The 25,421-nt window shown below is 64.3% G+C and carries 29 protein-coding genes, 1 pseudogene and 1 riboswitch; of the genes and pseudogenes, 25 read left to right on the forward strand and 5 right to left on the reverse strand.

Annotated features, from left to right (window positions below):
• The first annotated feature begins 249 nt into the window (after positions 1–249).
• From B0G75_RS32595 to B0G75_RS32610, 4 genes are all read left to right on the forward strand, one after another.
• Positions 250–432 carry a hypothetical protein gene (locus B0G75_RS32595; protein ID WP_106314077.1) on the forward strand — a complete coding sequence of 61 codons (183 nt, stop codon included), beginning with the start codon at positions 250–252 and terminating at the stop codon, positions 430–432.
• A 15-nt stretch (positions 433–447) separates the two neighbouring features.
• On the forward strand, positions 448–645 hold the full coding sequence (locus B0G75_RS32600; protein WP_106314078.1) for a DUF6726 family protein: 198 nt from the start codon (positions 448–450) through the stop codon (positions 643–645).
• Positions 646–648: 3 nt separating this feature from the next.
• Complete coding sequence (locus B0G75_RS32605) at positions 649–1,362, forward strand: hypothetical protein (protein ID WP_106314079.1); 714 nt, start codon at positions 649–651, stop codon at positions 1,360–1,362.
• A gap of 62 nt (positions 1,363–1,424) precedes the next feature.
• Entirely contained in the window at positions 1,425–2,096 is a 672-nt protein-coding gene (locus tag B0G75_RS32610) for a flagellar basal body L-ring protein FlgH (RefSeq protein ID WP_106314080.1), read from the forward strand.
• A gap of 85 nt (positions 2,097–2,181) precedes the next feature.
• Here the strand turns inward: B0G75_RS32610 and B0G75_RS32615 are convergent, their stop codons facing one another.
• From B0G75_RS32615 to B0G75_RS32635, 5 genes and pseudogenes are all read right to left on the reverse strand, one after another.
• Complete coding sequence (locus tag B0G75_RS32615) at positions 2,182–2,910, reverse strand: response regulator (protein ID WP_106314081.1); 729 nt, start codon at positions 2,908–2,910, stop codon at positions 2,182–2,184.
• A gap of 92 nt (positions 2,911–3,002) precedes the next feature.
• A complete protein-coding gene (locus tag B0G75_RS32620; RefSeq protein ID WP_106314082.1) occupies positions 3,003–3,644 on the reverse strand; it encodes a hypothetical protein in 642 nt (213 codons plus the stop codon).
• Between the two features lie 78 nt (positions 3,645–3,722).
• Positions 3,723–4,184: a hypothetical protein gene (locus B0G75_RS32625; RefSeq protein WP_106314083.1), complete on the reverse strand. Its 462-nt coding sequence runs from the start codon at positions 4,182–4,184 to the stop codon at positions 3,723–3,725.
• Positions 4,185–4,502: 318 nt separating this feature from the next.
• Positions 4,503–5,310, reverse strand: a pseudogene (locus tag B0G75_RS32630) (SDR family NAD(P)-dependent oxidoreductase).
• The gene (locus B0G75_RS32635) at positions 5,307–7,058 is read right to left on the reverse strand and encodes an ABC transporter ATP-binding protein/permease (RefSeq protein ID WP_106314147.1); all 1,752 of its coding nucleotides are present in this window, start codon (positions 7,056–7,058) and stop codon (positions 5,307–5,309) included. The pseudogene B0G75_RS32630 and the gene B0G75_RS32635 overlap by 4 nt, the downstream one beginning before the upstream one ends.
• A gap of 381 nt (positions 7,059–7,439) precedes the next feature.
• Positions 7,440–7,563: riboswitch (TPP riboswitch) on the forward strand.
• Positions 7,564–7,779: 216 nt separating this feature from the next.
• On the opposite strand from B0G75_RS32635, the gene B0G75_RS32640 reads away from it, so the two are divergent.
• From B0G75_RS32640 to hisA, 21 genes are all read left to right on the forward strand, one after another.
• Positions 7,780–8,910, forward strand: a complete 1,131-nt coding sequence (locus tag B0G75_RS32640; protein WP_106314084.1) for an FAD-dependent oxidoreductase — start codon at positions 7,780–7,782, stop codon at positions 8,908–8,910.
• A gap of 81 nt (positions 8,911–8,991) precedes the next feature.
• Positions 8,992–9,189 (forward strand): sulfur carrier protein ThiS, encoded by a 198-nt coding sequence (gene thiS, locus B0G75_RS32645; protein ID WP_106314085.1) that lies wholly within the window; start codon positions 8,992–8,994, stop codon positions 9,187–9,189.
• A 72-nt stretch (positions 9,190–9,261) separates the two neighbouring features.
• Positions 9,262–10,077 carry a thiazole synthase gene (locus tag B0G75_RS32650; RefSeq protein WP_106314086.1) on the forward strand — a complete coding sequence of 272 codons (816 nt, stop codon included), beginning with the start codon at positions 9,262–9,264 and terminating at the stop codon, positions 10,075–10,077.
• Entirely contained in the window at positions 10,074–11,177 is a 1,104-nt protein-coding gene (gene thiE / locus B0G75_RS32655; protein WP_106314087.1) for a thiamine phosphate synthase, read from the forward strand. The genes B0G75_RS32650 and thiE overlap by 4 nt, the downstream gene beginning before the upstream one ends.
• Positions 11,178–11,271: 94 nt before the next feature.
• Entirely contained in the window at positions 11,272–12,093 is an 822-nt protein-coding gene (locus B0G75_RS32660) for an ABC transporter ATP-binding protein (protein WP_106314088.1), read from the forward strand.
• Positions 12,090–12,857 (forward strand): lipid asymmetry maintenance ABC transporter permease subunit MlaE, encoded by a 768-nt coding sequence (mlaE, locus tag B0G75_RS32665; RefSeq protein ID WP_106314089.1) that lies wholly within the window; start codon positions 12,090–12,092, stop codon positions 12,855–12,857. Before B0G75_RS32660 ends, mlaE begins: the two co-directional genes overlap by 4 nt.
• A 91-nt stretch (positions 12,858–12,948) precedes the next feature.
• Entirely contained in the window at positions 12,949–13,500 is a 552-nt protein-coding gene (gene mlaD / locus B0G75_RS32670; protein WP_106314148.1) for an outer membrane lipid asymmetry maintenance protein MlaD, read from the forward strand.
• 11 nt (positions 13,501–13,511) lie between these two features.
• The gene (locus B0G75_RS32675; RefSeq protein ID WP_106314090.1) at positions 13,512–14,546 is read left to right on the forward strand and encodes a VacJ family lipoprotein; all 1,035 of its coding nucleotides are present in this window, start codon (positions 13,512–13,514) and stop codon (positions 14,544–14,546) included.
• Positions 14,547–14,664: 118 nt separating this feature from the next.
• The gene (locus tag B0G75_RS32680) at positions 14,665–15,297 is read left to right on the forward strand and encodes a phospholipid-binding protein MlaC (RefSeq protein ID WP_106314091.1); all 633 of its coding nucleotides are present in this window, start codon (positions 14,665–14,667) and stop codon (positions 15,295–15,297) included.
• A complete protein-coding gene (locus B0G75_RS32685) occupies positions 15,294–15,587 on the forward strand; it encodes a lipid asymmetry maintenance protein MlaB (RefSeq protein ID WP_106314092.1) in 294 nt (97 codons plus the stop codon). The genes B0G75_RS32680 and B0G75_RS32685 overlap by 4 nt, the downstream gene beginning before the upstream one ends.
• Before the next feature lie 171 nt (positions 15,588–15,758).
• Positions 15,759–16,691 (forward strand): ABC transporter ATP-binding protein, encoded by a 933-nt coding sequence (locus B0G75_RS32690; protein WP_106314093.1) that lies wholly within the window; start codon positions 15,759–15,761, stop codon positions 16,689–16,691.
• Positions 16,688–17,443 (forward strand): ABC transporter permease, encoded by a 756-nt coding sequence (locus B0G75_RS32695; protein ID WP_106314094.1) that lies wholly within the window; start codon positions 16,688–16,690, stop codon positions 17,441–17,443. Before B0G75_RS32690 ends, B0G75_RS32695 begins: the two co-directional genes overlap by 4 nt.
• Before the next feature lie 15 nt (positions 17,444–17,458).
• Complete coding sequence (locus tag B0G75_RS32700) at positions 17,459–17,698, forward strand: BolA family protein (RefSeq protein ID WP_006052280.1); 240 nt, start codon at positions 17,459–17,461, stop codon at positions 17,696–17,698.
• Positions 17,699–17,809: 111 nt separating this feature from the next.
• Positions 17,810–19,072, forward strand: coding sequence for a UDP-N-acetylglucosamine 1-carboxyvinyltransferase (gene murA / locus B0G75_RS32705; RefSeq protein WP_106314095.1), 1,263 nt, complete (start codon positions 17,810–17,812; stop codon positions 19,070–19,072).
• A complete protein-coding gene (gene hisG / locus B0G75_RS32710) occupies positions 19,069–19,767 on the forward strand; it encodes an ATP phosphoribosyltransferase (protein ID WP_012434510.1) in 699 nt (232 codons plus the stop codon). Before murA ends, hisG begins: the two co-directional genes overlap by 4 nt.
• 57 nt (positions 19,768–19,824) lie before the next feature.
• A complete protein-coding gene (hisD, locus tag B0G75_RS32715) occupies positions 19,825–21,147 on the forward strand; it encodes a histidinol dehydrogenase (protein WP_106314096.1) in 1,323 nt (440 codons plus the stop codon).
• Between the two features lie 168 nt (positions 21,148–21,315).
• Positions 21,316–22,386, forward strand: a complete 1,071-nt coding sequence (gene hisC, locus B0G75_RS32720) for a histidinol-phosphate transaminase (RefSeq protein ID WP_106314097.1) — start codon at positions 21,316–21,318, stop codon at positions 22,384–22,386.
• A 114-nt stretch (positions 22,387–22,500) separates the two neighbouring features.
• Positions 22,501–23,088, forward strand: coding sequence for an imidazoleglycerol-phosphate dehydratase HisB (hisB, locus tag B0G75_RS32725; RefSeq protein WP_064267519.1), 588 nt, complete (start codon positions 22,501–22,503; stop codon positions 23,086–23,088).
• A 79-nt stretch (positions 23,089–23,167) separates the two neighbouring features.
• Positions 23,168–23,788, forward strand: a complete 621-nt coding sequence (locus B0G75_RS32730) for a MarC family protein (RefSeq protein ID WP_012434506.1) — start codon at positions 23,168–23,170, stop codon at positions 23,786–23,788.
• On the forward strand, positions 23,785–24,426 hold the full coding sequence (gene hisH, locus B0G75_RS32735) for an imidazole glycerol phosphate synthase subunit HisH (RefSeq protein WP_106314098.1): 642 nt from the start codon (positions 23,785–23,787) through the stop codon (positions 24,424–24,426). Before B0G75_RS32730 ends, hisH begins: the two co-directional genes overlap by 4 nt.
• Before the next feature lie 214 nt (positions 24,427–24,640).
• Positions 24,641–25,393 (forward strand): 1-(5-phosphoribosyl)-5-[(5-phosphoribosylamino)methylideneamino]imidazole-4-carboxamide isomerase, encoded by a 753-nt coding sequence (gene hisA / locus B0G75_RS32740; protein WP_042329166.1) that lies wholly within the window; start codon positions 24,641–24,643, stop codon positions 25,391–25,393.
• Positions 25,394–25,421 lie beyond the last annotated feature (28 nt).

Consider the following 25,421-nt stretch of genomic DNA (forward strand, 5'->3'; position numbering starts at 1 on the left):
TCGAATTAGTTTCGCATCGCCAACATTCATCGCAGGAAAGAATTTGCGCGCATCTGGAACCGCTCGAAACAGGTCGGAACGGGTCGTAAGAACCGCCGGAAAGCGCGCTTTCCTTCGTGCATCGGCATCGCGTGGCCGGCGCGATGATTCGTCGTGCAGTACGTTGCGCCGCATGCTGAAAACAGCCTAACGCCTTGGGCCCACGGCAGGCGGCGTGAAATCGAAACCTAGCGCCACGCGAGGCTCATCATGACCGTTCCCAGCAATCTGTCTTCAACCCGCTTCTCTTCTCTTGCGCCGACGTCGCCGGCCGAAAGGCCCGCAGCAGCCAACAATCCCGGCGCCGCCACGCCGGCGAGAGAATCTGGCGCTCAGACGCCGCCGTCGCTGCCCACCGGGCTCGTCGGGCACCACGTCAACACGACCGCCTGACGTACCGAGGCCCACGTGTCGACTCCGAGATTTCTTCACCGCTTCACGCGTGTCGTTGCGTGGCTGACGCTCGGCGCGGCGCTACTGCCCTTGGGTGGCTGCGCCGTGGCCGCGCTGCCGTGCCGGCTGACTTCGGCCACGCTGAAAATCATCCCGGTCGTGGGCCATGCCGCGGCCTCGCCGTTCGACATGTGTTCATCCGCCATCGACTGAATCATGACACTCAAACGGATTGCCTTGGCGCTGGCGTTGCTGTGCGGCGTGCTGTCGTCGAGCGCGAAAGCGCAGCCGCCCGCACGCGACGCGAGTGCGGCAGGCGCCGCGTCGAAAGACCCTTCCGCCGATGCACGGCGTCGTCCGCAAGACGCGCCGTTCGCGTTCCGCGGCATTGCGCTCGGTATCACGCTCGACGAATTCCGCGCGGGCTCAAGCGTGCGGGCGACGCCGCTCGGTAGCGTGCCGGTCTGCGAGACGGACGTGCAGGCGGGCGCGCTCGGCATGCGGCTCAAGTCGCACGAGAGTCTGACGGTGGCCTGCCGCTGGGCGCATCGCGCGGACAACGGCTGGGCGGTATCGCAAGCGGTGGTCGACGGCGCGCCCGCGCTGGAGCACGTGCTGCGCTTCGCGCGCGTAGATGGGCAGAGCGCGCTGCATCTGTACGAAATTTCTTTCGTGATCGACGAGATCACCGCCGAGGATTTGCGCGACGCGCTCGCGGACCGCTACGGGCCGCCGCGTCTCGCGACGCAGAACGTGTCGGCGACTGGCGCGATGCCCACGTATGTCTGGGAAAACGCGGTGAGTTCGATCACCTTGTGCTTTCTGCCGGGCACGCGCAACGGCACGCTCACCTATTTGCTGAAGGGCTCGGATTCGTGGGTGAAGTCGGTGGTGCGGCAATGGCAGGCCAGCGGCGCGGAGGCGGGTTGATGCGCGCCAATGAGTGTGGCACTAACGGTGGCCGCGCCACCCGTTCCCAACCAGGAGCATGCATGACTGCGCTACGTTTGACTGTCGCGCTAGGCGCGGCGGCTTGGCTTGCGGCCTGCGCGAGCCACCAGCAAAACTCGATCGTCGATACGCCGATGGCGCCGCCGCTCGCCTCGGCTCCGCTGAACGTCAACACGCAAGGTGCAATCTATCAGGCCGGCACGCCGCTGCTGCTGTACGAAACACCGCGCGCGCAACATATCGGCGACGTGCTCACGATTCGCCTTTCGGAATCGTATAGCGGCAACAACAGCGCGACCGCGGCGGCGAGCCGCTCGAGCAGCATCACCGCCGACGCCGCCGACCATTCCACCAACGCCGCCGCGCGGCTCGCGCGACTGTTCAACATCGGCTCGGCGAGCACCGAATACAAAGGGCAGGGCAGTCTCACCGACGTCAGCGGCATGAACGGCACGCTTGCCGTCACCGTGATCGGCACGATGTCGACGGGCAATCTCGTGGTGTCGGGTGAGAAGGTGATTGCGATGAGCGGCAACCGCGACCGGCTGCGCCTGTCGGGCATCGTCAATCCTAAGGATATCGAAGCGGGAAACTACGTGGCGTCGAGCAAGGTGGCGAACGCGCGCATCGAGCAGGCCGGCGTGGGCATGGTGTCCGACTCCACGACGATGGGCTGGCTACAGAGAATGTTCATGAGCGTGCTGACGTTCTAAGCCGTCAGCGCGCTACAGATCTGAATACAGGTCTGAAATGCAGGCGACGCATGAAGCCGGAGGTCCAACGCACTTCGCGCACCCGTCAGGCGCTGCGTTCAGCCGCGCCGATTTCGCCGTCGGGAACGAACACGTAGCCGCGTCCCCACACGGTTTGCACATAGCGCGGCTCCGACGGATCCACTTCGATCAGCCGGCGCAAGCGCCAGATCGACACGTCCAGGCTGCGATTGCGATGCACCTCGCTATTGCCGTGCAGTTTCTCCAGCAACTGCGCGCGCGTCAGCACGGTCATCGCGTGGCTGACGAATACCTTCAGCATGGCGAATTCGCTCGAACGCAGCGAGATGCGCTCGCCGTCCCGGCGTAATTCGCGCGCCGGAAAATTCACTTCGAAACGGCCGAAGCGATAAGGCGCGCGCTGCTCCGGCGCGCTCGGCGCAATCGTGCCGCGACGGCGCAACACGGTGCGAATCCGCGCCACCAGTTCGCTCGGTTCGAAAGGCTTGCCAAGATAGTCGTCCGCGCCGAGTTCGAGGCCGATCACGCGATCGATCGGATCGGAGCGCGCGGTCAGCAGAATCACGGGAATGTCGTCGCCGGCCACGCGCAAGGCGCGCAGCGCGCTGATGCCGTCGAGCTCCGGCATCATGATGTCGAGCACGATCAAGGCGGGGCGCTCGTCCTGCAAGCGACGCTGCAGCGCCAGGCCGTTCTGGAGCGTGTCGACCTTGAAGCCGCGCCCTTGCAGATAGCCGCTGACGAGTTCACGTACGACGGGGTCGTCATCGACGACCAGAATGGATTGGTTCATTCAGGTCATCTTAGAGAAGCGCGCGCGCGGAGCAAAGCGCGTAACGCTTTCGAATCCTTTCCCGTGTAAGAGATCGCAAGAGCCCCGCGTGGCTAGTTCGCCTGCGAGGTCTGGATGGTCTGCAGCGGCTGCCGTGCGAAGTCGGTTCGATCGACCACCATTCGCTCGATCAGCCCGTTGAGCTTGGTCGACGCCGAAGAGAAGCGATCGGTGTTCAGGCCGCCGGTCTGATAGCGGGCGGTGACGAGAATGCGGCCGCTTTGAATCAGCGTCAGATCGATGATCGACAGATACTGGATCGTTTCGTCGCTGAACGAGCGGCGGCCGTAGTCGATCGCGGCGTTGTAGACGAGGCGCGCCTCGCAGCCGGCGGGCGAGGTGCCCGGATTGTAGACCTCCGAACGAATGCCGCGCCGGTCGAGCGCGAGTTGCAGCGCCGGCACGAAATCGCCCACCGAGACGTTCTGATTCACTTCGATGCAGACGTTGCTCACCTCGGCTGGCCGGCCGTTGACGAAGGTCGGCGACGAATAGTTCGCCGCGATCGCGTAGCCTGCCTGAATCACGGAGCCGGTGGCGTCCGCGGCCTGGATCAATGTCCAGGCGCAGCCGTTCAGGCCGACCGCCAGCGTGGCGGACACGGTGAGCCGCGCGCAGGGACGCCGCAACGTGATCCACGCGGCCCGTGGGGCTCGCGTGAAAGCGTAAGCGCGCATGCTCGGCATGAAGGTCATGAGGCGGTGCCTGGTGGCGGTCGGTCGATGCGGTGAATCACAGCGAATCACCGCGGGTAGCTGCGATCAGGATCACGCTCAGCGCGTGACGCGCAGGCGCAGTTCGTTTTGCCCCTGCACGCTTGCCGTGACACTGACGCGGCGCTCGTGGCTGCTTACGATGAAATGCTGGCGCTTCGGTGTGTTGACGTCATGCACGACGTTCGGGAAGCAGGCAGCGATATCGGCGCCGAATTCTTCGAGCGGATCGGTGACGACGCCGTCTGCTTGCCAGTGCGCGCGCCAGTGACAATCGTAGGCGTGCGTGCTGGCGCGGCAGTCGTCGGCGCTCGAGGTGCCCGGCAATTGCGCAGCGGCCTGGGTTTGCAACTGCCGGAAATCGGCGGCGTCGACGATGTGTTTGAGCGCGGGGCAAGCGTCGGCCGGTTCGTTGGCTTGGTTAAGTTGGGCTGCATGCGCAACGCTCGTGACGAGCAGCGCTGCGCCGAGAGCAAGCGCCAGACGCTGGGTCAAAGGATGGGAGCGGCGATCGAATGACATGGGCGGAGAATCCAGTAGCGATGAATGACGTGGGGCAAGCCTGGTACGGCCCGCAAGACTATCGTCGCCGCTGGGAGGCATTTTCAAAGCGCGGAACAGCTTGCCCGCTTCGCAAATGCTTTCGAACTCTTCTCGCGTGTTTCGGGATGTTGCGGGGCGTTGCCTGGGATCACGAAGGGATGCGGCGGGGCGGCGGTGGGATCTGGCGTGGGTGGGTGATGTGGTGAAGCGGTGAGGCGCTGCGGCGTGAGCAAAAGTTGCGGCCGTGCGACCGCGCCTGCTGCTTTTGCAGTCCGCGTGGCGTACTCCGCCTGTCATTCACCCAAGCGTGAGACCACCGTCCACATGAATCACCTGACCGGTGATATGACGCGCTTCGTCGGAGAGTAGAAACGCGATCAACGCGGCGACGTCCTTGGGTTCGGCGACATGGCCGAGCGGCGTCGCCTCCGCGGCGCGACTCCACACCGCTGCATTCGGCACTCGGCCCGCGATCTTTACGCGTATATCCGGGCGCCACGCAATTGACCGTCACGCCATGCTGCGCAAGTTCGGCGGCGGCGGTTTTCGCCAGCGACTCGAGCGCCGCTTTTGCAGCAGCCGTCGCGGCAAACGGCGTGTCCGCGCGATAACGGTGCGCGACAAACGAACTGAGCGCGACCACGCGGCCACGCCTCGAGGTTTCCAGCGCGGGCGTCGCGCGTTTGACGAGCGCCGCGAACGCCGCCGGCATCGCCGCGAAGGCTGCGCCGAGCGCATCGGGATCGAGCGCATTCAGCGTTTGGCGCTGCGCGTGGCCCGCGTTGGCGACGAGTTGATCGAGTGCGCCGAAGCTCGCCAGCGTTTGGTGGACCACATGTTCCGCGGCGCCGCGTTCGGCGAGATCGCCGAACACCGTCGCACAGCGCGCACCGTTTGCGCTGCAATCGGCGGCGACTTGCGCGAGCCGTTCCCGCGCTTCCTGATCGGCGCCCCGTGCGTGCAACATCAAGGCCGAGCGCGGCGCGGCGATGCGCCGGGCGAGCGCCGCACCAATGCCAGAGCCCGCGCCGGTGATCAGCACGACGCGCTCGAATCCGGCGCTGCCCGCGTCGTTCAGGTCGCTCACGCGGCTCGCGGTGGTCATGCCGCGACCGCTTCGCCCGAGCGCTCGACGTCCAGCGTCTCGTCATGGAACGCAGCCAGCGACTCGCGATGCGCGACGCTCACAATCGCCGCCTTCGGCAGCCGCTCCGTGAACAGGCGGTACAGACGCGCTTCGTTTTCCGCGTCGAGCGCACTGGTGGCTTCGTCGAGGAACAGATAGTCGGGCTTGTGCAGCAGCACGCGCGCGGCGGCGAGGCGCTGTTGCTCGCCCGGCGACAGAATACGAGTCCAGTGTCCCGATTCCTGCAGGCGGTCCGCGTATTCCGACAGATGGCAGACGATGAGCGCTTCGCGGCATTCGTCGTCGGTGTAGGTGCCGGCGGCCGACGGATAAGCGAGCGCCGCTTTGAGCGTGCCGATCGGCATGTAGCTGACCTGCGGAATGAACATCATGCGGGCGTTGACCGGGGCATCGATCGAGCCATCGCCGAACGGCCACAAGCCGGCGAGCGCGCGCATCAGCGTGCTCTTGCCCGAACCCGACGGACCGCGCACCAGCCAGCGCGAGCCCGGCTGAATCGCCACATCGCGAATGCGCGACAGCGGGTTGCCGTTAGGCAGGGCGAGCTTGAGGCCATCGGTGGAGAGCTTGTCTTCGTCGACGAAATGCAGATTGATGCCGCCATGCGCGGTAGCTGGCGAGACCGATTCCTTCAGACGCGGTGCATGCACGACGCGCTTGAATTCACGCAACCGGTTCACGGTAGCGCGCCATTCGACCAAGGTGCCGTAACTGTTGATGAACCACGAGAACGAATCGCTGACGGTGCCGAAGGCGCTGGAAATCTGCATCAGCACGCCGAACGTGAAGGCGCCGGCAAAGTAGCGCGGCGCGGCGACCACCAGCGGGAAGATGATCGCGATCTGACCATAGAAGCTCAGTACGAAAGTGAGCCGCTTGGTGTACTTCATCACCTGCCACCAGTTGTCGCGGATGCGGCCGAACAGCGAGTGCGCGTTCGCTTTCTCGGTGTCCATGCCGTTGTAGAACGCGATCTGCTCGGCATTTTCACGCAGACGGATCAGGCCGAAACGGAAATCCGCCTCGACTTTCTGCGCCTGGTAATTGATCGGCACGAGCGGATGGCCGACCTTCTGGATGATCAGCGAGCCAACCACGGCGTAGAGCGCCGCGGCCCACACCATGTAGCCGGGAATCTCGATCGGCATGCCGCCGAGCGAAATGGTCAGCGCGCCGGCCAGCGACCACAGGATGGTGATGAACGACACCAGCGTGACGACGGTGGACAGCAGGTCGAGCGTCAGCGAGAGCGTGCTGGTGGCGAACGACTGCAGGTCGTCGCTGATCCGCTGGTCGGGGTTGTCGGCGAGGCGGTCGCGCTCGATGCGGTAGAACGCGCTGTCCTTCAGCCACTCGTTCAGATAGCGCGTGGTCAGCCACTGGCGCCAGCGGAAGCCGAGCATCTGGCGCAGATAACGGCCGTACACCGCGAGAATGATGAAGCCGAACGCGAGCCCCGAGAACACCATCAGCAGGTGGGGGAAGTCGTGCACATTCTTGGTTTGCAGCGCGTTGTAGAAGTCGGCGCTCCAGCGGTTCAGCCGTACGTTGATCCACACCACGAGCAGATTCATCACGATGATCGCGATGAGGAGGCCCCATGCCGTTTTTCGTTCTTCGGAAACCCAGTAGGGTTTGATCAGGCTCCAGGCGGAGACTTTTTCGTCCGGCGGCAGCACGGGGGTGGCAGAGGTATTCGGTGTCATGAGCATCCTGAAGTAGTGCTGGCCCATTCGGGGCTGACCCATTTTGGGCGAGCCCGTCGGCGGGCTGCCCTGCGGCGGGTTTGCGGTACATGCCCGGGCGTCGTGCTCGACGAACGCCCGCCCGGGTGAGCGTCAGATTCTGGCGTGAAGCCCTTAAGCGAAAATTAATTTGCGCTGCGAGGTCCCGCGCCGGTGCCGCTGCGAGGATGGCGGGACGGCGTGCCGCCCGCGCCGCGCTCGTGCGGCATCCTGTGCTGGCATTGTGCCAGAGCGCCGCCGTCGGCCGCATTGATAACGTCAAAGATGGTGCCGGATCAAATCGCGCGCGACGCGGCCAGCCGCTGGTTTGCGGGCGCCGCGCCTTTTATGGTCTAATGACCTTCGACGAAACAGGGGTGCTTCGCGCACAGGCGGCATGATTTTCATGGCGCAGCGGCGAGGCTGAGAGACACCCTTTGCACCCGATCCGGGTAATACCGGCGCGGGAAGTTTCCGGAAGCAGCCAGTCTTCCATTCCCCGCCGGGCAGCGTCCGTCATTGGATCGCGCATTGTCCGGCCGGCCTCACCCGCCGGTTTCGTCCTGGGTACGTGCGTTGTGTTGCCGTACGGAAAGGACTCGATGACCGCCTATTCTTCAGATATGTGTTTTGCTCTTCGTCACGCCGCCTTCGGCGCGCCGTGCTTCAGCTTTGCTTGCCGTCCTGAAACGGAGTGTGCGCGATGACGCGTTCTGCACAACCCGATTTCGCCGTGCTCGGCGGTGGCCTGTGCGGGCGGCTTGTGGCGTGGCGTCTCGCCGGACAGGGGCATCGCGTGGCGCTTTATGAGCGTGGCGATGCCGCCGGTACGCAATCGGCCGCGTGGGTCGCCGCGGCGATGCTGGCACCGCTCGCGGAAGCCGCCAGCGCAGAACTGCTGATCACGCGCCTCGGCGCGAGTTCGCTCGAAACGTGGCCGCAAGTGCTGGCCGAGTTGCCCGAGCCCGTGTTTTATCAACGCAATGGCACGCTGGTCGTGTGGCATCACTCGGATCGAACCGAAGCGCCGCTGTTCGAACGCCGGGTGCGTTCGAATGCGCCCGCTGAACTGCTGGACGGCGGTTTCGTCACGCTGGCAGGCGCGCAGCTCGGCGCCGCCGAGCCTGCTTTGGCGGGCCGCTTTAGCCAAGGTTGGCTGCTGCCACGTGAAGGCCAACTGGATAACCGCCAGGTGCTCACAGCGCTGGCCGCGGGTATCGCGCAACGCGGCGTCGACACGCACTGGAATACGCCGGTCGACGAGCGTGCGCTGCCGCCCGCGCGTATCACGATCGACTGCCGCGGCCTCGGCGCGAAGCCCGTGCTGCCCACGCTGCGCGGCATTCGTGGCGAAGTCGCGCGCGTGCATGCGCCCGGTATCAAGCTGACGCGGCCGGTGCGGCTGCTGCATCCACGCTATCCGCTCTACATCGCGCCGAAGCAGGACGATCTCTACGTGATCGGCGCGACCGAAGTGGAAGGCGAGGACATGTCGCCGGTCAGCGTGCGCTCCGCGCTCGAACTGCTGAGCGCGGCGTTTTCCGTGCATCCCGGCTTCGGCGAGGCACGCATCCTCGAACTGAATTCGCAGTGCCGCCCAACTTTGCCGGACCACCGTCCGGCCTTGCTGTGGGACGGCGCGCAGACATTGCGCGTGAACGGCCTGTACCGGCACGGCTACATGATCGTGCCCGAAGTCGCCGACGAAGCCGTGCGCTTCGCCGCGGCGCTGCTCGACGGGCGCATCGGCGACGCCGATGCCTTCGCCGACTGGCAGCGCGACGCGCGCTGGAGCGAGCTCTTTCAACTGGATTCCGCGCGGGAGCCGGCATGAGCGTTGCGCGACTCGTCATTGCGCAGACGAGCACTGCACGTCACGCCGCTTTCGCCATCGACTGAAACGTATTCGAACACCATGGACATTCATATCAATCAGAAGCCGTTGTCGCTGCCCGAAGGCGCGACCGTCGCCGACGCGCTCACCGCGTTCGGCGCACGTCCGCCGTTTGCGGTCGCGCTGAACGGCGACTTCGTGGCGCGCGCCCAGCATGCGGCGCGCGCGCTGCAAGCGGGCGACAAGCTCGATGTCGTGCAACCCGTGGCCGGCGGCTGAACGTCCGCCGCGCACTGCGGGAACACCGGATTGCCGGAGACAGGATTGCTGGAGACAAACAGGATTATGCAAATGACTTCCCCCCAAACCGCCGACGCGCTCACGCTCTACGGCCAGACCTTCGCGAGCCGCGTGCTGCTCGGCACCTCGCGCTACCCGTCGCTGCAATCGCTGTCCGATTCCATCGACGCCGCGCGGCCCGGCATGGTGACCGTCGCGCTGCGCCGGCAGATGAACGAGGGCGGCGCGGAAGCCGGCTTCTTCGATCTGCTGAAGCGCCATGGCGTGCCGCTGCTGCCGAACACGGCCGGCTGCCTGACCGTCGGCGAGGCGGTGACGACCGCGCATATGGCGCGCGAAATCTTCGAGACCGAGTGGATCAAGCTCGAACTGATCGGCGATGACTACACGCTGCAGCCCGACCCGGTCGGTCTGATCGAAGCGGCCGCGCAACTGATCAAGGACGGCTTCAAGGTGCTGCCGTATTGCACCGAAGACCTGGTGATCGGCCGCCGTCTGCTGGACGCCGGCTGCGAAGCGCTGATGCCGTGGGGCGCGCCGATCGGCACCGGCAAGGGCGTGATCAACCCCTATGGGCTGCGTGTGTTGCGGGAGCGTCTGCCGGACGTGCCGCTGATCGTCGACGCCGGTCTCGGTGTGCCGTCGCACGCGGCGCAGGTGATGGAATGGGGTTTCGACGGCGTGCTGCTGAACACGGCTGTGTCGCAGGCGACCCACCCCGACGCGATGGCGCGCGCCTTCGCGCTGGGTGTCGAAGCGGGCCGCCAGGCTTTTCTGGCGGGACCGATGGCCGAGCGCGAAAGCGCGCACGCGAGCACGCCGGTGGTCGGCATGCCGTTCTGGCATCAAGACGGGAGCGCCGTATGACGCAGACTTTGACATTGAAGGACCGCGACCTTTTCTGGCCGCCCGCCGACGAACTCACCGAAGCCGCCGAGCGCATCCGCGCCCGGCTCGGCGACTGGCCGCCGACCCACGCGCCGTGGCGCATCTGCCTGACCGCGCCGGACGAACCGAACGGCGGCGATCTGATCGTGATCGCCGACGCGCAGCAGCATGGTGAGCAGGTGGCGCGCTGGCTGGTGCGGGGCGCCGGCGTGATCGAAGCCGCCGAGGACAAGGCCACGTTGCATCTGGGCGGCGAAAAATACCGTCTCGAAGGCCATCTGGCGGAAGACTGGATTGCCGCGCTGGCGGCGTTCCTCGACTGCGGTTTCGACCCGCATGACGCGCTGGTGCTGGCGCTGGCCTGGCGCGACGGCGATGAAAGCCGTACCGACGACGCCTTTCCCGCCGATCTCAGCCATTTCCCGCGTCTAGCCGGCTTGCCCGACGCGCCGCCGCAGGCGTTCCCGCGCTGCCCGGACCGGTTGGGGTTGTATCCAGTGCTGCCGACGGCGGAGTGGGTCGAACGCGTAGTGGGCTTCGGCGTGAAGACGGTGCAGTTGCGCCGCAAATCAGCCGAACCCGCCGATGAGCTGAAGCATGAAATTGCCCGCTGCGTGGCCGCCGGCCGTCAGCACGACGCTCAGGTGTTCATCAACGACCATTGGCAGGCCGCGCTCGAGGCGGGGGCATACGGCGTCCATCTCGGTCAGGAAGACGTGCATACGGCGGACCTCGCCGCGCTCGCTGCGGGCGGCGTCCGGCTCGGCCTGTCGACCCACGGTTTCTACGAGATTCTGAGAGCACTGCATTTCCGGCCAAGCTACATTGCTCTGGGTGCGGTGTTTCCCACCACCACCAAGGTCATGCCGACCGCGCCGCAGGGTCTAAGGCGCCTAGCCCGTTACGTGCGGCTGCTCGACGGCGTTGTGCCGCTGGTGGCAATCGGCGGAATCGACCTGCAGGTGCTGCCCGACGTGCTGGCGACGGGTGTCGGCTGCGCGGCCGTGGTGCGGGCGGTAACGGAAGCGGCGGATCCCGCTGCCGCCGTTTCTGCACTGCAACAAGGGTTTACGCGATAATCGTCATGATTAGTTAAGGGACAGGGCACCCTCACGGCAACTTTTGCACGGTGGCCCTATAATTCGCCTTCCGCGTAAAAGGACTGTCAGTTTCGTGTCTTCCTCCCCCGAGACCTTACTCGAGCTGCGTGACGTCGACTTCGGTTATGGCGACCGGCTCGTCCTGTCGAACCTGAATCTGCGCTTCAAGCGCGGTCAGGTGGTCGCGGTCATGGGCGGATCGGGTTGCGGCAAGACCACGGTGCTGCGTCTGATCGGCGGCCTCGTGCGCCCTCAGCGCGGCCAGATCCTGTTCCAGGGCCAGGACATCGGCCAGCAAACGCGTGACGGCCTGTACGCGCTGCGCCGCAAGATGGGCATGCTGTTCCAGTTCGGCGCGCTGTTCACCGACATGTCCGTGTTCGAAAACGTCGCCTTCGCGCTGCGTGAACACACCGACCTTCCTGAAGAACTGATCCGCGACCTCGTGTTGATGAAGCTCAACGCGGTCGGCCTGCGCGGCGCGCGCGACCTGGCGCCGTCGGAGATTTCGGGCGGCATGGCGCGGCGCGTCGCGCTGGCGCGCGCCATCGCGCTCGATCCCGAACTGATGATGTACGACGAGCCGTTCGCCGGTCTCGATCCGATCTCGCTCGGCATCACCGCGAACCTGATTCGCGCGCTGAATCAGGCGCTCGGCGCCACCTCGATCCTCGTCACGCACGACGTGCCCGAATCGTTCGCGATCGCCGATTACGTCTATTTTCTCGCCAACGGCGGGGTTCACGCCGAAGGCACGCCCGCTGAATTGCGCGCCTTGACCGATCCCACCGTGCGTCAGTTCATCGACGGCGCGCCCGACGGTCCCTTCAAATTTCACTATCCCAGCAAGACGCCGCTCGCGGCGGACTTCGGCATCGGCGGAGGTCAGTCATGATCAGTGCCATCGGCCGCTCGGTGATCGACGGGCTGGGCACGGCCGGCTACGCCACGCGCTTTTTCTTCCGGCTGCTGCTCGAGTTTTTTCCGTTGTTGCGCCGTCCGCGTCTTGTCACGAAGCAGATCCACTTCGTGGGTAATTATTCGCTGGTGATCATTGCGGTGTCGGGTCTGTTCGTCGGCTTCGTGCTCGGCTTGCAGGGCTACTACACGCTAAACCGCTACGGTTCCGAGCAGGCGCTCGGCCTGCTGGTCGCGCTGTCGCTCGTGCGCGAACTCGGTCCGGTGGTGACGGCGCTGCTGTTCGCCGGGCGTGCCGGCACTTCGCTCACCGCCGAGATCGGCTTGATGAAGGCCGGCGAGCAACTGACCGCAATGGAAATGATGGCCGTCGACCCGGTCAAGGTGGTGGTCGCGCCGCGTTTGTGGGCCGGCATCGTCTCGATGCCGATCCTCGCGGCGATCTTCAGCGCGGTCGGCGTGTTCGGCGGCTATGTGGTGGGCGTGCTGCTGATCGGCGTCGATGCCGGCGCGTTCTGGTCGCAGATGCAAGGCGGCGTCGATGTCTGGCGCGACGTCGGCGCGGGCGTTATCAAGAGCGTGGTGTTCGGCCTCGCGGTGACGTTCGTTGCGCTGTTTCAAGGCTATGAAGCCAAGCCGACGCCGGAAGGCGTGTCGCGCGCCACGACCAAGACGGTCGTGTACGCGTCGCTTGCGGTGCTCGGCCTCGATTTTCTGCTGACCGCACTGATGTTCAGCTAAGACTGCGCTGCATGTTTTCCGACGGCGGCGCGTCACTGGCCGCGCGCGGCGGGGAGTATCGGCGGCGTGGCGGATTCACTTTGGGATGACGATGAAAAAGACTGCTGTTCTCGACTTCTGGGTCGGCCTGTTCGTGGTGCTGGGTTTTGTGGCGTTGCTGTTTCTCGCGCTGAAGGCCGGCAACATGAGCTCGTTGTCGTTCCAGGCAACCTATCCGGTCAAGCTCAAGTTCGACAATATCGGCGGACTGAAGGCGCGCGCGCCCGTGAAGAGCGCGGGTGTGACGGTCGGCCGCGTCGCTTCGATCGGCTTCGACAGCAATGCATATCAGGCGCTCGTCACGATCGACCTCGACAAGCAATACCAGTTTCCGAAAGACACCTCGGCGAAGATCCTGACCTCGGGGCTGCTCGGCGAGCAGTACATCGGGCTCGAACCCGGCGGCGACAGCGAAATGCTCAAGGCGGGCGACACCATCTCCATGACGCAATCGGCGATCGTGCTGGAAAACCTCATCGGCCAGTTTCTGTACAGCAAGGCGGCGGATTCGGGTGCGTCCAAACCTGGCGCGGCGGCGGGCACGTCCGCACCCGCACCCGCAGCGGCATCGAGCTTGCCCGCCTCCGGCGCGGCCGCTCAATAAGGAGAACAAGAATGCAGACCACACGCATCAGCGGCGCGCGCGCCTTCCAGGCCGGTAAGCTGGCGGTAGCCGCAGCGCTGCTCGCCGGCTGTACGACGGTGCAGACGCCGACCCCGGGCGATCCACTCGAAGGCTTGAACCGCACGATCTTCACCGTCAACGACAAGCTCGATCAATACGCGCTCAAGCCCGTCGCGAAAGGCTATGTGTTCATCACGCCGCAGCCGGTGCGCGATAGCGTGACGAACTTCTTCTCGAACATCGGCGACGTCTACATTGCGGCGAACAACCTGCTGCAGTTGAAGATCACCGACGGCGTCGAAGACATCATGCGGATCGTGATCAACACGGTGTTCGGCGTTGGCGGTCTGTTCGACGTGGCGACGCTCGCCAAGCTGCCCAAGCACGACAACGACCTCGGCCTGACGCTTGGCCACTACGGCGTGCCGGCGGGCCCATACCTCGTGCTGCCGCTGTTCGGGCCGAGCACCGTGCGCGACGCGGTCGGCTCGATCGGCAATTACTATGTGAATCCGCTCAGCTACATTCATCCGGATGGGCTGAGCTGGGCGCTGTACGGCCTGAACATCGTCAACACGCGTGCGAATCTGCTGAGCGCCGGCGACGTGCTGGAGGGCGCCGCGCTCGACAAATACTCGTTCGTGCGTAGCGCGTATCTGCAACGCCGTCAGTACCTGTTGTCGGACGGCAAGCAGTCGCAAGCGCTGCCCAATTATGGCGACGAAGCGCCGCTGCCGAAGTACGACGACGTCGACAGCGGTGCGGCCGGTGCGCCGGCGGCCGCCGCGACCGGCGCTGCGGGCACGCAGGGTGCTGCCGCCGCCAAGGCCGCGCCGGCTTCGGGTGCGACCGTGGCAACGCCGCCGCAAGCCGCATCGGGCACGGCAGCCGCACCCGAGGCCGCTTCGGGCACGGCTGAATCGCCGCCGCTGGACCTGAACGGCGGTCCTGAGACGACGCAGATCCCGGCCGGCCAACTGGTTCCGCCCACGCGCTTCAACTTTCCGTCATTCAAATTGCGTTGATCATCGTGCAGCCGTAACAGATCGATACGACTCTCGCAGTTTGCGCATGGATTGCTGCTGAACTCGCGTGTTAATGTCGGCTCAAACGGTTGCACTATCTTTTAAGGCAAGGCTCCAAATGAAAAAATTCTTCCTGATTCCGCTGTTCGCCGCGTTGTTCTCGTTTGCCAGTGCCGGTGCATCGGCACAGACGGTCGACACCAATTCGCCCGATGGCATGATCAAGACCGTCACCCAGCAGGTGATCGACGCAATTCGTGCAGACAAGTCGATCCAGCAGGGCGACATCTCGCACATCACGAAGCTGGTCAACGAAAAGATCCTGCCGTACACGGATTTCCGCCGCACCACGCAACTGGCCATGGGCCGCAACTGGCGCACCGCGTCGCCGGAGCAGCAAAACGCGGTGGTCGAGCAGTTCAAGACGCTGCTGATCCGTACGTACTCGGGCGCGCTGGCCCAGGTGCGCGATCAGCAGATCCAGTACAAGCCGTTCCGCATGAACCCGGACGACACCGACACGGTGGTGCGCTCGGTCGTAATGAACAACGGCTCGCCGATCGAACTCGACTACCGTCTGTACAAGACGCCGCAAGGCTGGCGCGTGTATGACATCAACGTGCTCGGCGCATGGCTGATCCAGGCGTACCAGCAGCAGTTCAATGAGCAGATCCAGCAGAAGGGCGTGGACGGACTGATCCAGTTCCTCACGCAGCGCAACCAGCAACTCGCCGCGGGCAAGCAGTCGTGAGCGAAGTGTTGAACCCCGTCGTCAGCCGCTTCGAGTGCGGCGCGACGCTGACCCACGCGAGCGCGACTGCTGCGCTCGGGGCGGGTTTGCAGCGTATCGCGGCGGGCGCAACGGGCGTGGACTGCGCACCGCTTGCGCAGTTCGATTCGTCCGCGCTGGCCGTCCTCCTCGCATGGCAGCGTGCCGCCCAGGCACGCGGCGCCACGTTCGAGATCGTCAATCTGCCGGCTGGTCTCGCCAGCCTCGCGCAAGCCTACGGCGTCGATACCCTCATCGGCGCGCGACATTGACGCTCTAACGCGTCACCTCCGAACACCTCCTACTGAGATAGGGCCACAGATTTTTGCCCTATAATCAAACGTTTTTTGGGGCACCTAACCGGCCCCAATTCCGTTCCTTCCAAGCATTTGCGCGCCCTCTCAGGGCTCCTTTAGGCGCCGCGACGCACGCGGCCCACAGTCATGTCAGCCATAGAAATTCGTAACGTCAAGAAGCGCTACAAGGATTTGCAGGCGCTCAAGGGCGTCAGCCTCACAGTTGAAGAAGGCGAGTTCTTCGGACTGCTCGGTCCGAACGGCGCGGGCAAGACGACGCTCATCAGCATCCTCGCCGGGCTCGCGCGCGCCGATGAAGGCAGCATCGCTGTGCGCGGCCACGACGTTGTCAGCGATTTCCGCGCCGCGCGCCGCGCGCTCGGCGTGGTGCCGCAGGAACTGGTCTTCGATCCGTTCTTCACGGTCCGCGAAACCTTGCGCATCCAGTCCGGCTACTACGGGCTGCGCAACAACGACGTATGGATCGACGAGATCATGGCCAATCTGGACCTCACCGACAAAGCCGACGCCAACATGCGCGCGCTGTCGGGCGGCATGAAGCGTCGCGTGCTGGTCGCGCAGGCGCTGGTGCATCGTCCGCCGGTGATCGTGCTCGACGAGCCGACCGCGGGCGTCGACGTCGAATTGCGGCAAACGCTGTGGAAATTCATTTCGCGCCTGAACCGCGAAGGCCACACCATCGTGCTGACCACGCACTACCTGGAAGAAGCCGAATCGCTGTGCGACCGCATTGCGATGCTGCGGCGCGGCGAGGTGGTGGCGCTCGAACGCACCAGCACGCTGCTGCAACGCTTTGCCGGCATGCAACTGTTCCTGCGGTTCGCGCAAGGCGTCTTGCCGGCCGATCTGCGTCCACTCGAAGTGGAAAGCGGCACGGGTAACGGCAATGGCCGCCAGCATCTCCTGCGTCTGGCGAGCTACGACGACGTCGAGAAAATTCTCGCGCAGTGCCGGGCGGCAGGCTGCGTATTCGAAGAAATCGAGGTCCGCAAAGCCGATCTCGAAGATGTGTTCGTTCAGGTGATGAACGGTCCGGAAGTGATCGAGGGGCTTGCATGAGCGGTTTCCGTACGCTGTTTTACAAAGAGCTCCTGCGTTTCTGGAAGGTGGCGTTCCAGACGGTACTGGCACCGGTCATCACCGCGCTCCTGTATCTGACGATTTTCGGTCACGCTTTGCGCGGTCACGTCGAGGTCTATCCGGGCGTCGAATACACGAGTTTTCTGATTCCGGGTCTCGTGATGATGAGCGTATTGCAAAATGCGTTTGCCAATAGCTCGTCGTCGCTGATCCAGTCGAAGATCACGGGCAACCTGGTGTTCGTGTTGCTGCCGCCGCTGTCGCACTACGAGATGTTCTCCGCCTATGTGCTCGCGGCCGTGGCGCGCGGGCTGGCGGTCGGCTTCGGCGTATTCATCGTGACGATCTGGTTCGTGCCGGTCAGTTTCAGCGCGCCGCTCTACATCATTCTGTTCGCGATTTTCGGCGCGGCGATTCTCGGTACGCTCGGTTTGATCGCCGGTATCTGGGCCGACAAATTCGACCAGCTTGCGGCGTTTCAAAATTTTCTGATCATGCCGCTCACGTTCCTCTCGGGCGTGTTCTACTCCACGCACACGCTGCCGCCGGTGTGGCGCGAAGTGTCGCGGCTGAATCCCTTTTTCTACATGATCGACGGCTTTCGCTATGGTTTCTTCGGGATGTCGGATATCAATCCGCTCGCGAGCCTTGCGATCGTTGCCGGTTTCTTTGTGGTGCTGGCCGTGGTGGCGATGCGCATGCTCGCCTCCGGCTACAAACTGCGCCACTGATCAGGAGCTTCTCTTATGTTGCCGACTCCCGAACAGGTCAAGCAATACATCGCGGCTGGGCTCGCCTGCCAGCATCTCGAAGTCGAAGGCGACGGCCAGCATTTCTTTGCGACCATCGTTTCGCCGAGCTTCGAAGGCAAGCGTCTGATCCAGCGACATCAACTCGTGTATGCGGCGCTCGGCGACCGCATGCGCGAAGAAATCCACGCGCTCAGCATGAAAACGCTGACGCCCGCCGAATGGCAGAACGCGTAATCTGGAAATTTAGTGCGAATTACTCAAGAAGGGCGTGACGCTGGTAGCGGCGCGCCGAACACGGTCAAAGCAGCCCCGGCCGAAGTCCGGGTCAATCAGGAACTGACAGGCATGGATAAACTCGTCATTGAAGGTGGCTACCCGCTGTCGGGTGAAGTCGTCGTCTCGGGTGCGAAGAATGCGGCGTTGCCGATTCTGTGCGCGAGTCTGCTCAGCGCGGAGCCGGTGCATCTGGAAAACGTGCCCGACCTGCAGGACGTGCGCACGATGCTCAAGCTGCTCGGCCAGATGGGCGTGCAGATCGAAAACGGCGATGGGCGCGTGTCGCTGAACGCGTCGAAGGTGGATAACCTCGTCGCGCCGTACGAAATGGTGAAGACCATGCGCGCGTCGATTCTCGTGCTCGGCCCGCTGGTCGCACGCTTCGGTCACGCGCGTGTTTCCCTGCCGGGCGGTTGCGCGATCGGTGCGCGTCCGGTGGATCAGCACATCAAGGGCCTGCAGGCCATGGGTGCCGAGATCACCATCGAGCATGGCTTTATCGAAGCGCGCGCAAAGCGTCTGAAGGGCGCGCGTATCGTCACCGACATGATCACCGTCACCGGCACCGAGAATCTGCTGATGGCAGCCGTGCTGGCCGAAGGCGAGACCGTCATCGAGAACGCGGCGCGTGAGCCGGAAGTCGGCGACCTTGCGCATTTGCTGGTCGCGATGGGCGCGAAGATCGAAGGCATCGGCACGGATCGCCTTGTGATCCAGGGCGTCGACAAGCTGCACGGCGCGAAGCACACGGTGATTCCGGATCGGATCGAAGCCGGCACCTTCCTGTGCGCGGTAGCGGCAGCAGGCGGAGACGTCACGCTGCGTAAAGTGCGTCCGCTGATTCTCGAAGCGGTCACCGAAAAGCTGCGCGAAGCCGGCGTCACGGTCGAAGAGGGCGACGACTGGATGCGCGTGCGCATGGACAAGCGTCCGAGTGCGGTCACCTTCCGCACCTCCGAATACCCGGCGTTCCCGACCGACATGCAGGCGCAGTTCATGGCGCTGAACACGATCGCGACGGGCACTTCGCAGATCGTCGAAACGATCTTCGAAAACCGCTTCATGCACGTGCAGGAATTGAACCGCCTCGGCGCCAACATCACGATCGACGGCAACACCGCGCTCGTGACCGGCGTCGAACAGCTTTCGGGCGCGAAGGTGATGGCGACCGATCTGCGCGCCTCCGCGAGTCTCGTGATCGCTGCGTTGCGCGCCGACGGTGAAACGCTGATCGACCGGATCTATCACCTCGACCGTGGTTACGACCGCATGGAAACCAAGCTCACCGCTCTCGGCGCGAAGGTGCGCCGGGTTTCGGGGAGCCAGGCATGAGCGCCATGCCGCAAACTTCGTCGTCGCCGGCGGTGAGCGCTCCGCTCACGCTGGCGTTGTCGAAAGGGCGTATCTTCGAGGAAACGTTGCCGCTGCTGGCCGCAGCCGGCATTGAAGTGGCCGAAGATCCGGAAACCTCGCGCAAGTTGATTCTGCCGACCACGGACGCGAACCTGCGCGTGATCATCGTGCGCGCCACCGACGTGCCGACCTATGTCGAATACGGCGCGGCCGACTTCGGCGTGGCGGGCAAAGACGTACTGCTCGAGCACGGCGGCAGCGGCCTGTATCAGCCGGTCGACCTGGATATTGCGCGTTGCCGCATGTCGGTCGCGGTCGCCGCCGGTTTCGATTACGCGAACGCGGTGCGCCAGGGCGCGCGCTTGCGCGTCGCGACCAAGTACGTTGAAACAGCACGTGAGCATTTCGCCGCCAAGGGCGTGCACGTCGATCTGATCAAGCTGTACGGTTCGATGGAACTGGCGCCGCTGGTCGGTCTCGCCGATGCGATCGTCGACCTGGTGAGTTCGGGCAATACCTTGCGCGCCAACAATCTGGTCGAGGTGGAGGAGATCATGCAGATTTCGTCGCGCCTCGTGGTGAACCAGGCGGCGCTGAAACTCAAGCGCGCCGCGTTGCGGCCGATCCTCGATGCGTTCGAACGCGCGTCGAAGGCCGGCGCGGCGACGGCCTGAGTGTGAGTGTCAGTGTGACCACGTTCTAAAGCGCGCCTTACCGAAACGGATACCCGTATGTCTATCAAGATTCGCAAACTCGATTCCACCGCTCCCGACTTCCAGAAGTCGCTGCACGCGGTGCTCGCGTTCGAGGCGAGCGAAGACGAAGCAATCGAGCGCTCGGTCGCGCAGATTCTGAACGACGTGAAGGCGCGCGGCGACGCTGCGGTGCTCGAATACACGCAGCGCTTCGACCGTGTCGAGGCGAAGAGCGTCGATGCGCTCGAGTTGCCGATGTCGGAACTGGAAGCGGCGCTCGAAAGTCTCGAGCCAAAGCGCCGCGCGGCGCTCGAAGCGGCGGCGGCGCGGGTGCGCGGCTACCACGAGAAGCAGAAGATCGAGTGCGGCAGCCATAGCTGGCAGTACACGGAAGCCGACGGCACCGTGCTCGGCCAGAAAGTCACGCCGCTGGATCGCGCGGGTATCTACGTGCCGGGCGGCAAGGCGGCGTATCCGTCCTCGGTGCTGATGAACGCGATTCCGGCGCGAGTGGCCGGCGTGCGTGAAATCGTCATGGTCGTGCCCACGCCGGATGGTGTGAAGAATCCGCTGGTGCTCGCGGCTGCGCTGCTGGGCGGCGTGGACCGCGTGTTCACGATCGGCGGCGCGCAGGCGGTCGGCGCGCTGGCGTACGGCACGGCGACCATTCCCGCAGTCGACAAGATCTGCGGTCCCGGCAACGCGTATGTCGCGTCGGCCAAGCGCCGCGTGTTCGGCACGGTCGGCATCGATATGATCGCCGGGCCGTCGGAAATCCTCGTGCTCTGCGACGGCACCACGGACCCGCGTTGGGTCGCGATGGATCTGTTCTCGCAAGCCGAGCACGACGAACTCGCGCAATCCATCCTGCTGTGCCCGGACGACGCGTTCATCGGCCGCGTGAAAGACGCGATCGACGAACTGCTGCCCACCATGCCGCGCCGCGACGTGATCCGTAAGTCGCTGGAAGACCGTGGCGCGCTGATCAAGGTGCGCGACATGGAGCAAGCCTGCGCGATCGCCAACGACATCGCCCCGGAACACCTCGAAATCTCCGCGCTGGAGCCGCATCACTGGGGCCAACTGATCCGCCATGCCGGCGCGATCTTCCTCGGCCGCTACACCAGCGAAAGCCTCGGCGACTACTGCGCGGGGCCGAATCACGTTTTGCCTACGTCACGTACCGCACGGTTCTCGTCTCCTTTGGGCGTCTATGATTTCTTCAAGCGTTCGAGCGTGATCGAGGTCAGCGCGGAAGGCGCGCAGACGCTCGGCGAGATCGCCGCCGAGCTCGCTTACGGCGAAGGCCTGCAGGCGCATGCCCGCAGCGCCGAATACCGGATGCGGCAAAACGGCTAAACGTGTTTGATCCGGCGCTGAAGCCGCGGGCATCGAACCGGTGCCCGCGAATGCCGGCGACGGATTGCGTGCGGTTCTTCGTTTAATAAAGACAATACAGACAACCTGGGGCGGCCCGCATGCCGCCAACGCCGGGCCGGCGTTCCTTGCGACCCGCTTCACCGACCTATGACGACACCTCAAGACATCATCCGCCGCGACGTGCTCGCGATGACGAGCTATCCGGTTCCGGACGCCACGGGCTACATCAAGCTCGACGCGATGGAGAATCCCTTCACGCTACCGCCGGTACTGGCCGCGCATCTGGGCGAGCATCTGGCCGGCGTCGCGCTGAATCGCTATCCGGCGCCGCGTCCGGATGCGCTGATCGAGAAGATCAAGCGGGTGATGCAAGTGCCGGCCGGCTGCGACGTGCTGCTCGGCAACGGCTCGGATGAAATCATCAGCATGGTGTCGGTCGCGTGCGCGCAGCCGGGCGCCAAGGTGCTCGCGCCGGTGCCGGGATTCGTCATGTATCAGATGTCGGCGAAGCTGGCGAATCTCGAATTCATCGGCGTGCCGCTGAAAGCGGATTTCACGCTCGACACCGAAGCGATGCTGGCCGCGATCGCCGAGCACCAGCCGGCGATCATCTATCTTGCCTACCCGAACAACCCGACCGGCACGCTGTACGACAACGCGGACATGGAGCGCATCATCGCCGCGGCCAATAAGAGTCTCGTCGTGATCGACGAGGCTTATCAGCCGTTCGCGCAACAGAGCTGGCTGCCGCGCGCCGACGCGTTCGACAACGTCGTCGTGATGCGCACGGTGTCCAAGCTCGGCCTCGCCGGCATCCGTCTCGGCTATCTGGTCGGCAAACCCGGCTGGCTGACCGAATTCGACAAAGTGCGGCCGCCGTACAACACCAACGTGCTCACGCAAGCCGCCGCCGATTTCCTGCTCGACCACGTCGACGTGCTCGACTCGCAAGCGGCGCAATTGCGTGAAGAACGCACGAAACTCGCGCGCGCGGTGTCCCAATTACCGGGCGCGGAGGTGTTCCCGAGCGCCGGCAATTTCCTGCTGGTGCGCGTGCCCGACGCGTCGGTTCTGTTCGAAACGCTACTGACGGCGCGGGTTCTGATCAAAAACGTGAGTAAAATGCATCCATTGCTGGCCAATTGCGTGCGATTGACCGTCGGTTCGCCGGAAGAAAACGCCCAATTGCTCGCTGGACTGAAACTCGTGCTGAACTGAATGGCGTGCCGAACGGCCGCGCAAGCGTTTTCCCATATTGCGGAAAGCAGGCGTGGCCCGCCGTTTTCCCATCCCACCTACCTGACGCTTTCTAGCTAGATTCGAGGAATTACCATGCGCCTTGCGGAAGTCGTTCGCAACACCAGCGAAACGCAGATCCGTGTGAAGATCAATCTGGACGGCACCGGTCAGCAAAAGCTGGCCACCGGCGTGCCGTTTCTGGACCACATGCTCGACCAGATCGCGCGGCATGGATTGTTCGACCTCGAAATCGAAGCGCATGGCGACCTGCATATCGACGACCATCACACGGTCGAAGACACCGGCATCACGCTCGGCCAGGCCGTCGCGAAAGCGATCGGCGACCGCAAGGGCATCCGCCGCTACGGTCATTCGTACGTGCCGCTCGACGAAGCGTTGTCGCGCGTCGTGATCGATTTCTCGGGCCGTCCGGGTCTCGAATTCCATGTGCCGTTCACGCGTGCGCGCATCGGTACGTTCGACGTCGATCTGTCCATCGAGTTTTTCCGCGGCTTCGTGAATCATGCCGGCGTCACTTTGCATATCGACAACCTGCGCGGCCTGAACGCCCACCATCAGATGGAAACGGTGTTCAAGGCGTTCGGGCGTGCGTTGCGCATGGCCACCGAACTGGACGAACGCGCGGCGGGGCAGATTCCGTCGACCAAGGGCAGCCTGTAAGCGCTCACTAGCCGTCTCATAGGCCAACTCAATTACCAGGACCGGGACCAGCGTCGAGTGCGCTCGCGCCCGGTGTGCGATGGACATTCTGAAGTCGTTTATTTCGCTGCTGGCGTTGATCAACCCGGTCGGCGCCATCCCGTTCTTCATGAGCCTGACGGCGAATCAGAGCGATGTCGAGCGGCGTAGAACCATTCGGATTGCGGCGATTTCGGTGTTCTGCGTGATCGCGATCACCACGCTGCTCGGGCAGCAGATCATCAGCTTCTTCGGCATTTCGGTCGGCTCGCTCGAAGTGGGCGGCGGAATCATCATGCTGCTGATGGCGATCAACATGTTAAACGCGCAGATCGGCAACAGCCGTTCGACGCCGGAAGAGCGCCATGAAGCCGAGCAGAAGGACAACATCGCCGTCGTTCCATTGGCGATTCCGCTGCTGACCGGTCCGGGCGCGATCAGCACCACGATCATCTACGCGGCCGGGTCGGCGCATTGGTACGACCGGATCAGCCTCGTCGCGATCGGCGCGGTGTTGGCGGCGATCTGCTTTTTTTCGCTGCGGCTCGCCGAACCGATTGCCCGCTGGGTCGGTCGCACGGGTATCAACATCGGCACGCGGCTCATGGGTTTGATGTTATCGGCGCTGGCGGTGGAATTCATCGTCGATGGATTGAAGGCATTGCTGCCTAACTTGAAATGAAAACTTCGATAGCGATTGTGGATTACGGAATGGGCAACCTGCGCTCGGTTGCCCAGGCACTGCGCAAAGCCGCGCCGGAAGCGGACGTGGCGATCGTCGACCGGCCGGAAGCGATTCGCGCGGCCGACCGCGTGGTACTGCCCGGCCAGGGCGCGATGCCCGACTGCATGCGCAGTCTGGCCGAGTCCGGCCTGCAGGACGCGGTGATCGAGGCGTCGCGCAGCAAGCCGCTGATGGGCGTGTGCGTCGGCGAGCAGATGCTGTTCGACTGGAGCGCGGAGGGCGGTACGCCCGGCTTGGGCCTGTTGCCCGGCAAAGTGCTGCGCTTCGACCTGGAAGGCCAGCTGCAGGACGACGGCTCGCGCTTCAAAGTCCCGCAAATGGGCTGGAACCGCGTGCGCCAGGCGCAGCCGCACCCGTTGTGGGACGGCGTCGCGGACGACGCGTTCTTCTACTTCGTGCACAGTTATTACGTGGTGCCGGACAACGCCGCCCATACCTCGGGCGAAACGGTGTACGGTGTGCCCTTTACCTCGGCGGTGGCGCGAGATAACATCTTCGCGACCCAATTCCACCCGGAAAAGAGCGCCGAAGCGGGGTTGCGCGTGTATCGAAACTTCGTGCACTGGAACCCGTGAGCGCCTTTCTTCATCCTGTTGCCGTGCGCCGTTTCGCCAGAAGCGGAATGTGTGCCGCGCGCCGCAATCGCAACACCATGCTTTCGCTGCCTCACGACGCCGCGCAAGGGCGTCGAAAGAGTTGTACTAAACTAGCGAAACGGCGTCCCGGCGGGCTGGGCTACCAGCCGCTGCCGCCGACCTTCAACCCCTTCCCAGACAACACCCGATTGCTATGCTGCTGATTCCCGCCATCGACCTGAAAGACGGTCAGTGTGTACGCCTCAAACAAGGCGATATGGACCAGGCGACGATATTTTCCGAGGAACCGGCGGCGATGGCCCGACATTGGGTCGATCGCGGTGCCCGGCGTCTCCACCTCGTCGACCTGAATGGCGCGTTCGCCGGCAAGCCGAAGAATGAAGACGCGATTCGCGCGATCATCGAGGAAGTGGGCGGCGAGATTCCCGTGCAACTGGGCGGCGGCATTCGCGACCTGAATACGATCGAGCGCTATCTGGACGACGGTTTGTCGTACGTGATCATCGGCACGGCGGCGGTGAAGAACCCCGGCTTTCTGCAGGACGCCTGCACGGCGTTCGGCGGCCATATCATCGTCGGACTGGATGCGAAAGACGGCAAGGTCGCGACCGACGGCTGGAGCAAGCTGACGGGCCATGAAGTGGCCGATCTCGCGCGCAAGTTCGAGGACTACGGCTGCGAGTCGATCATTTACACCGACATCGGCCGCGACGGCATGCTTCAGGGCATCAACATCGAAGCGACGGTGCGCCTCGCGCGCGCAGTGAAGATTCCGGTGATCGCGAGCGGCGGCTTGTCTAACCTCGCCGACATCGAATCGCTGTGCGAAGTCGAAGACGAAGGCATTGAAGGCGTGATCTGCGGCCGGGCGATTTATTCGGGCGATCTCGACTTCGCGGCCGCGCAAACCCTCGCGGACCGGCTGCGCGAATCCGACGACGCCTGAGCTTGCTCTGGCGAACCTTCAGGCTCGC

This window comes from Paraburkholderia sp. BL18I3N2 (assembly GCF_003001875.1).
In the GTDB taxonomy this organism is placed as follows: domain Bacteria; phylum Pseudomonadota; class Gammaproteobacteria; order Burkholderiales; family Burkholderiaceae; genus Paraburkholderia; species Paraburkholderia phytofirmans.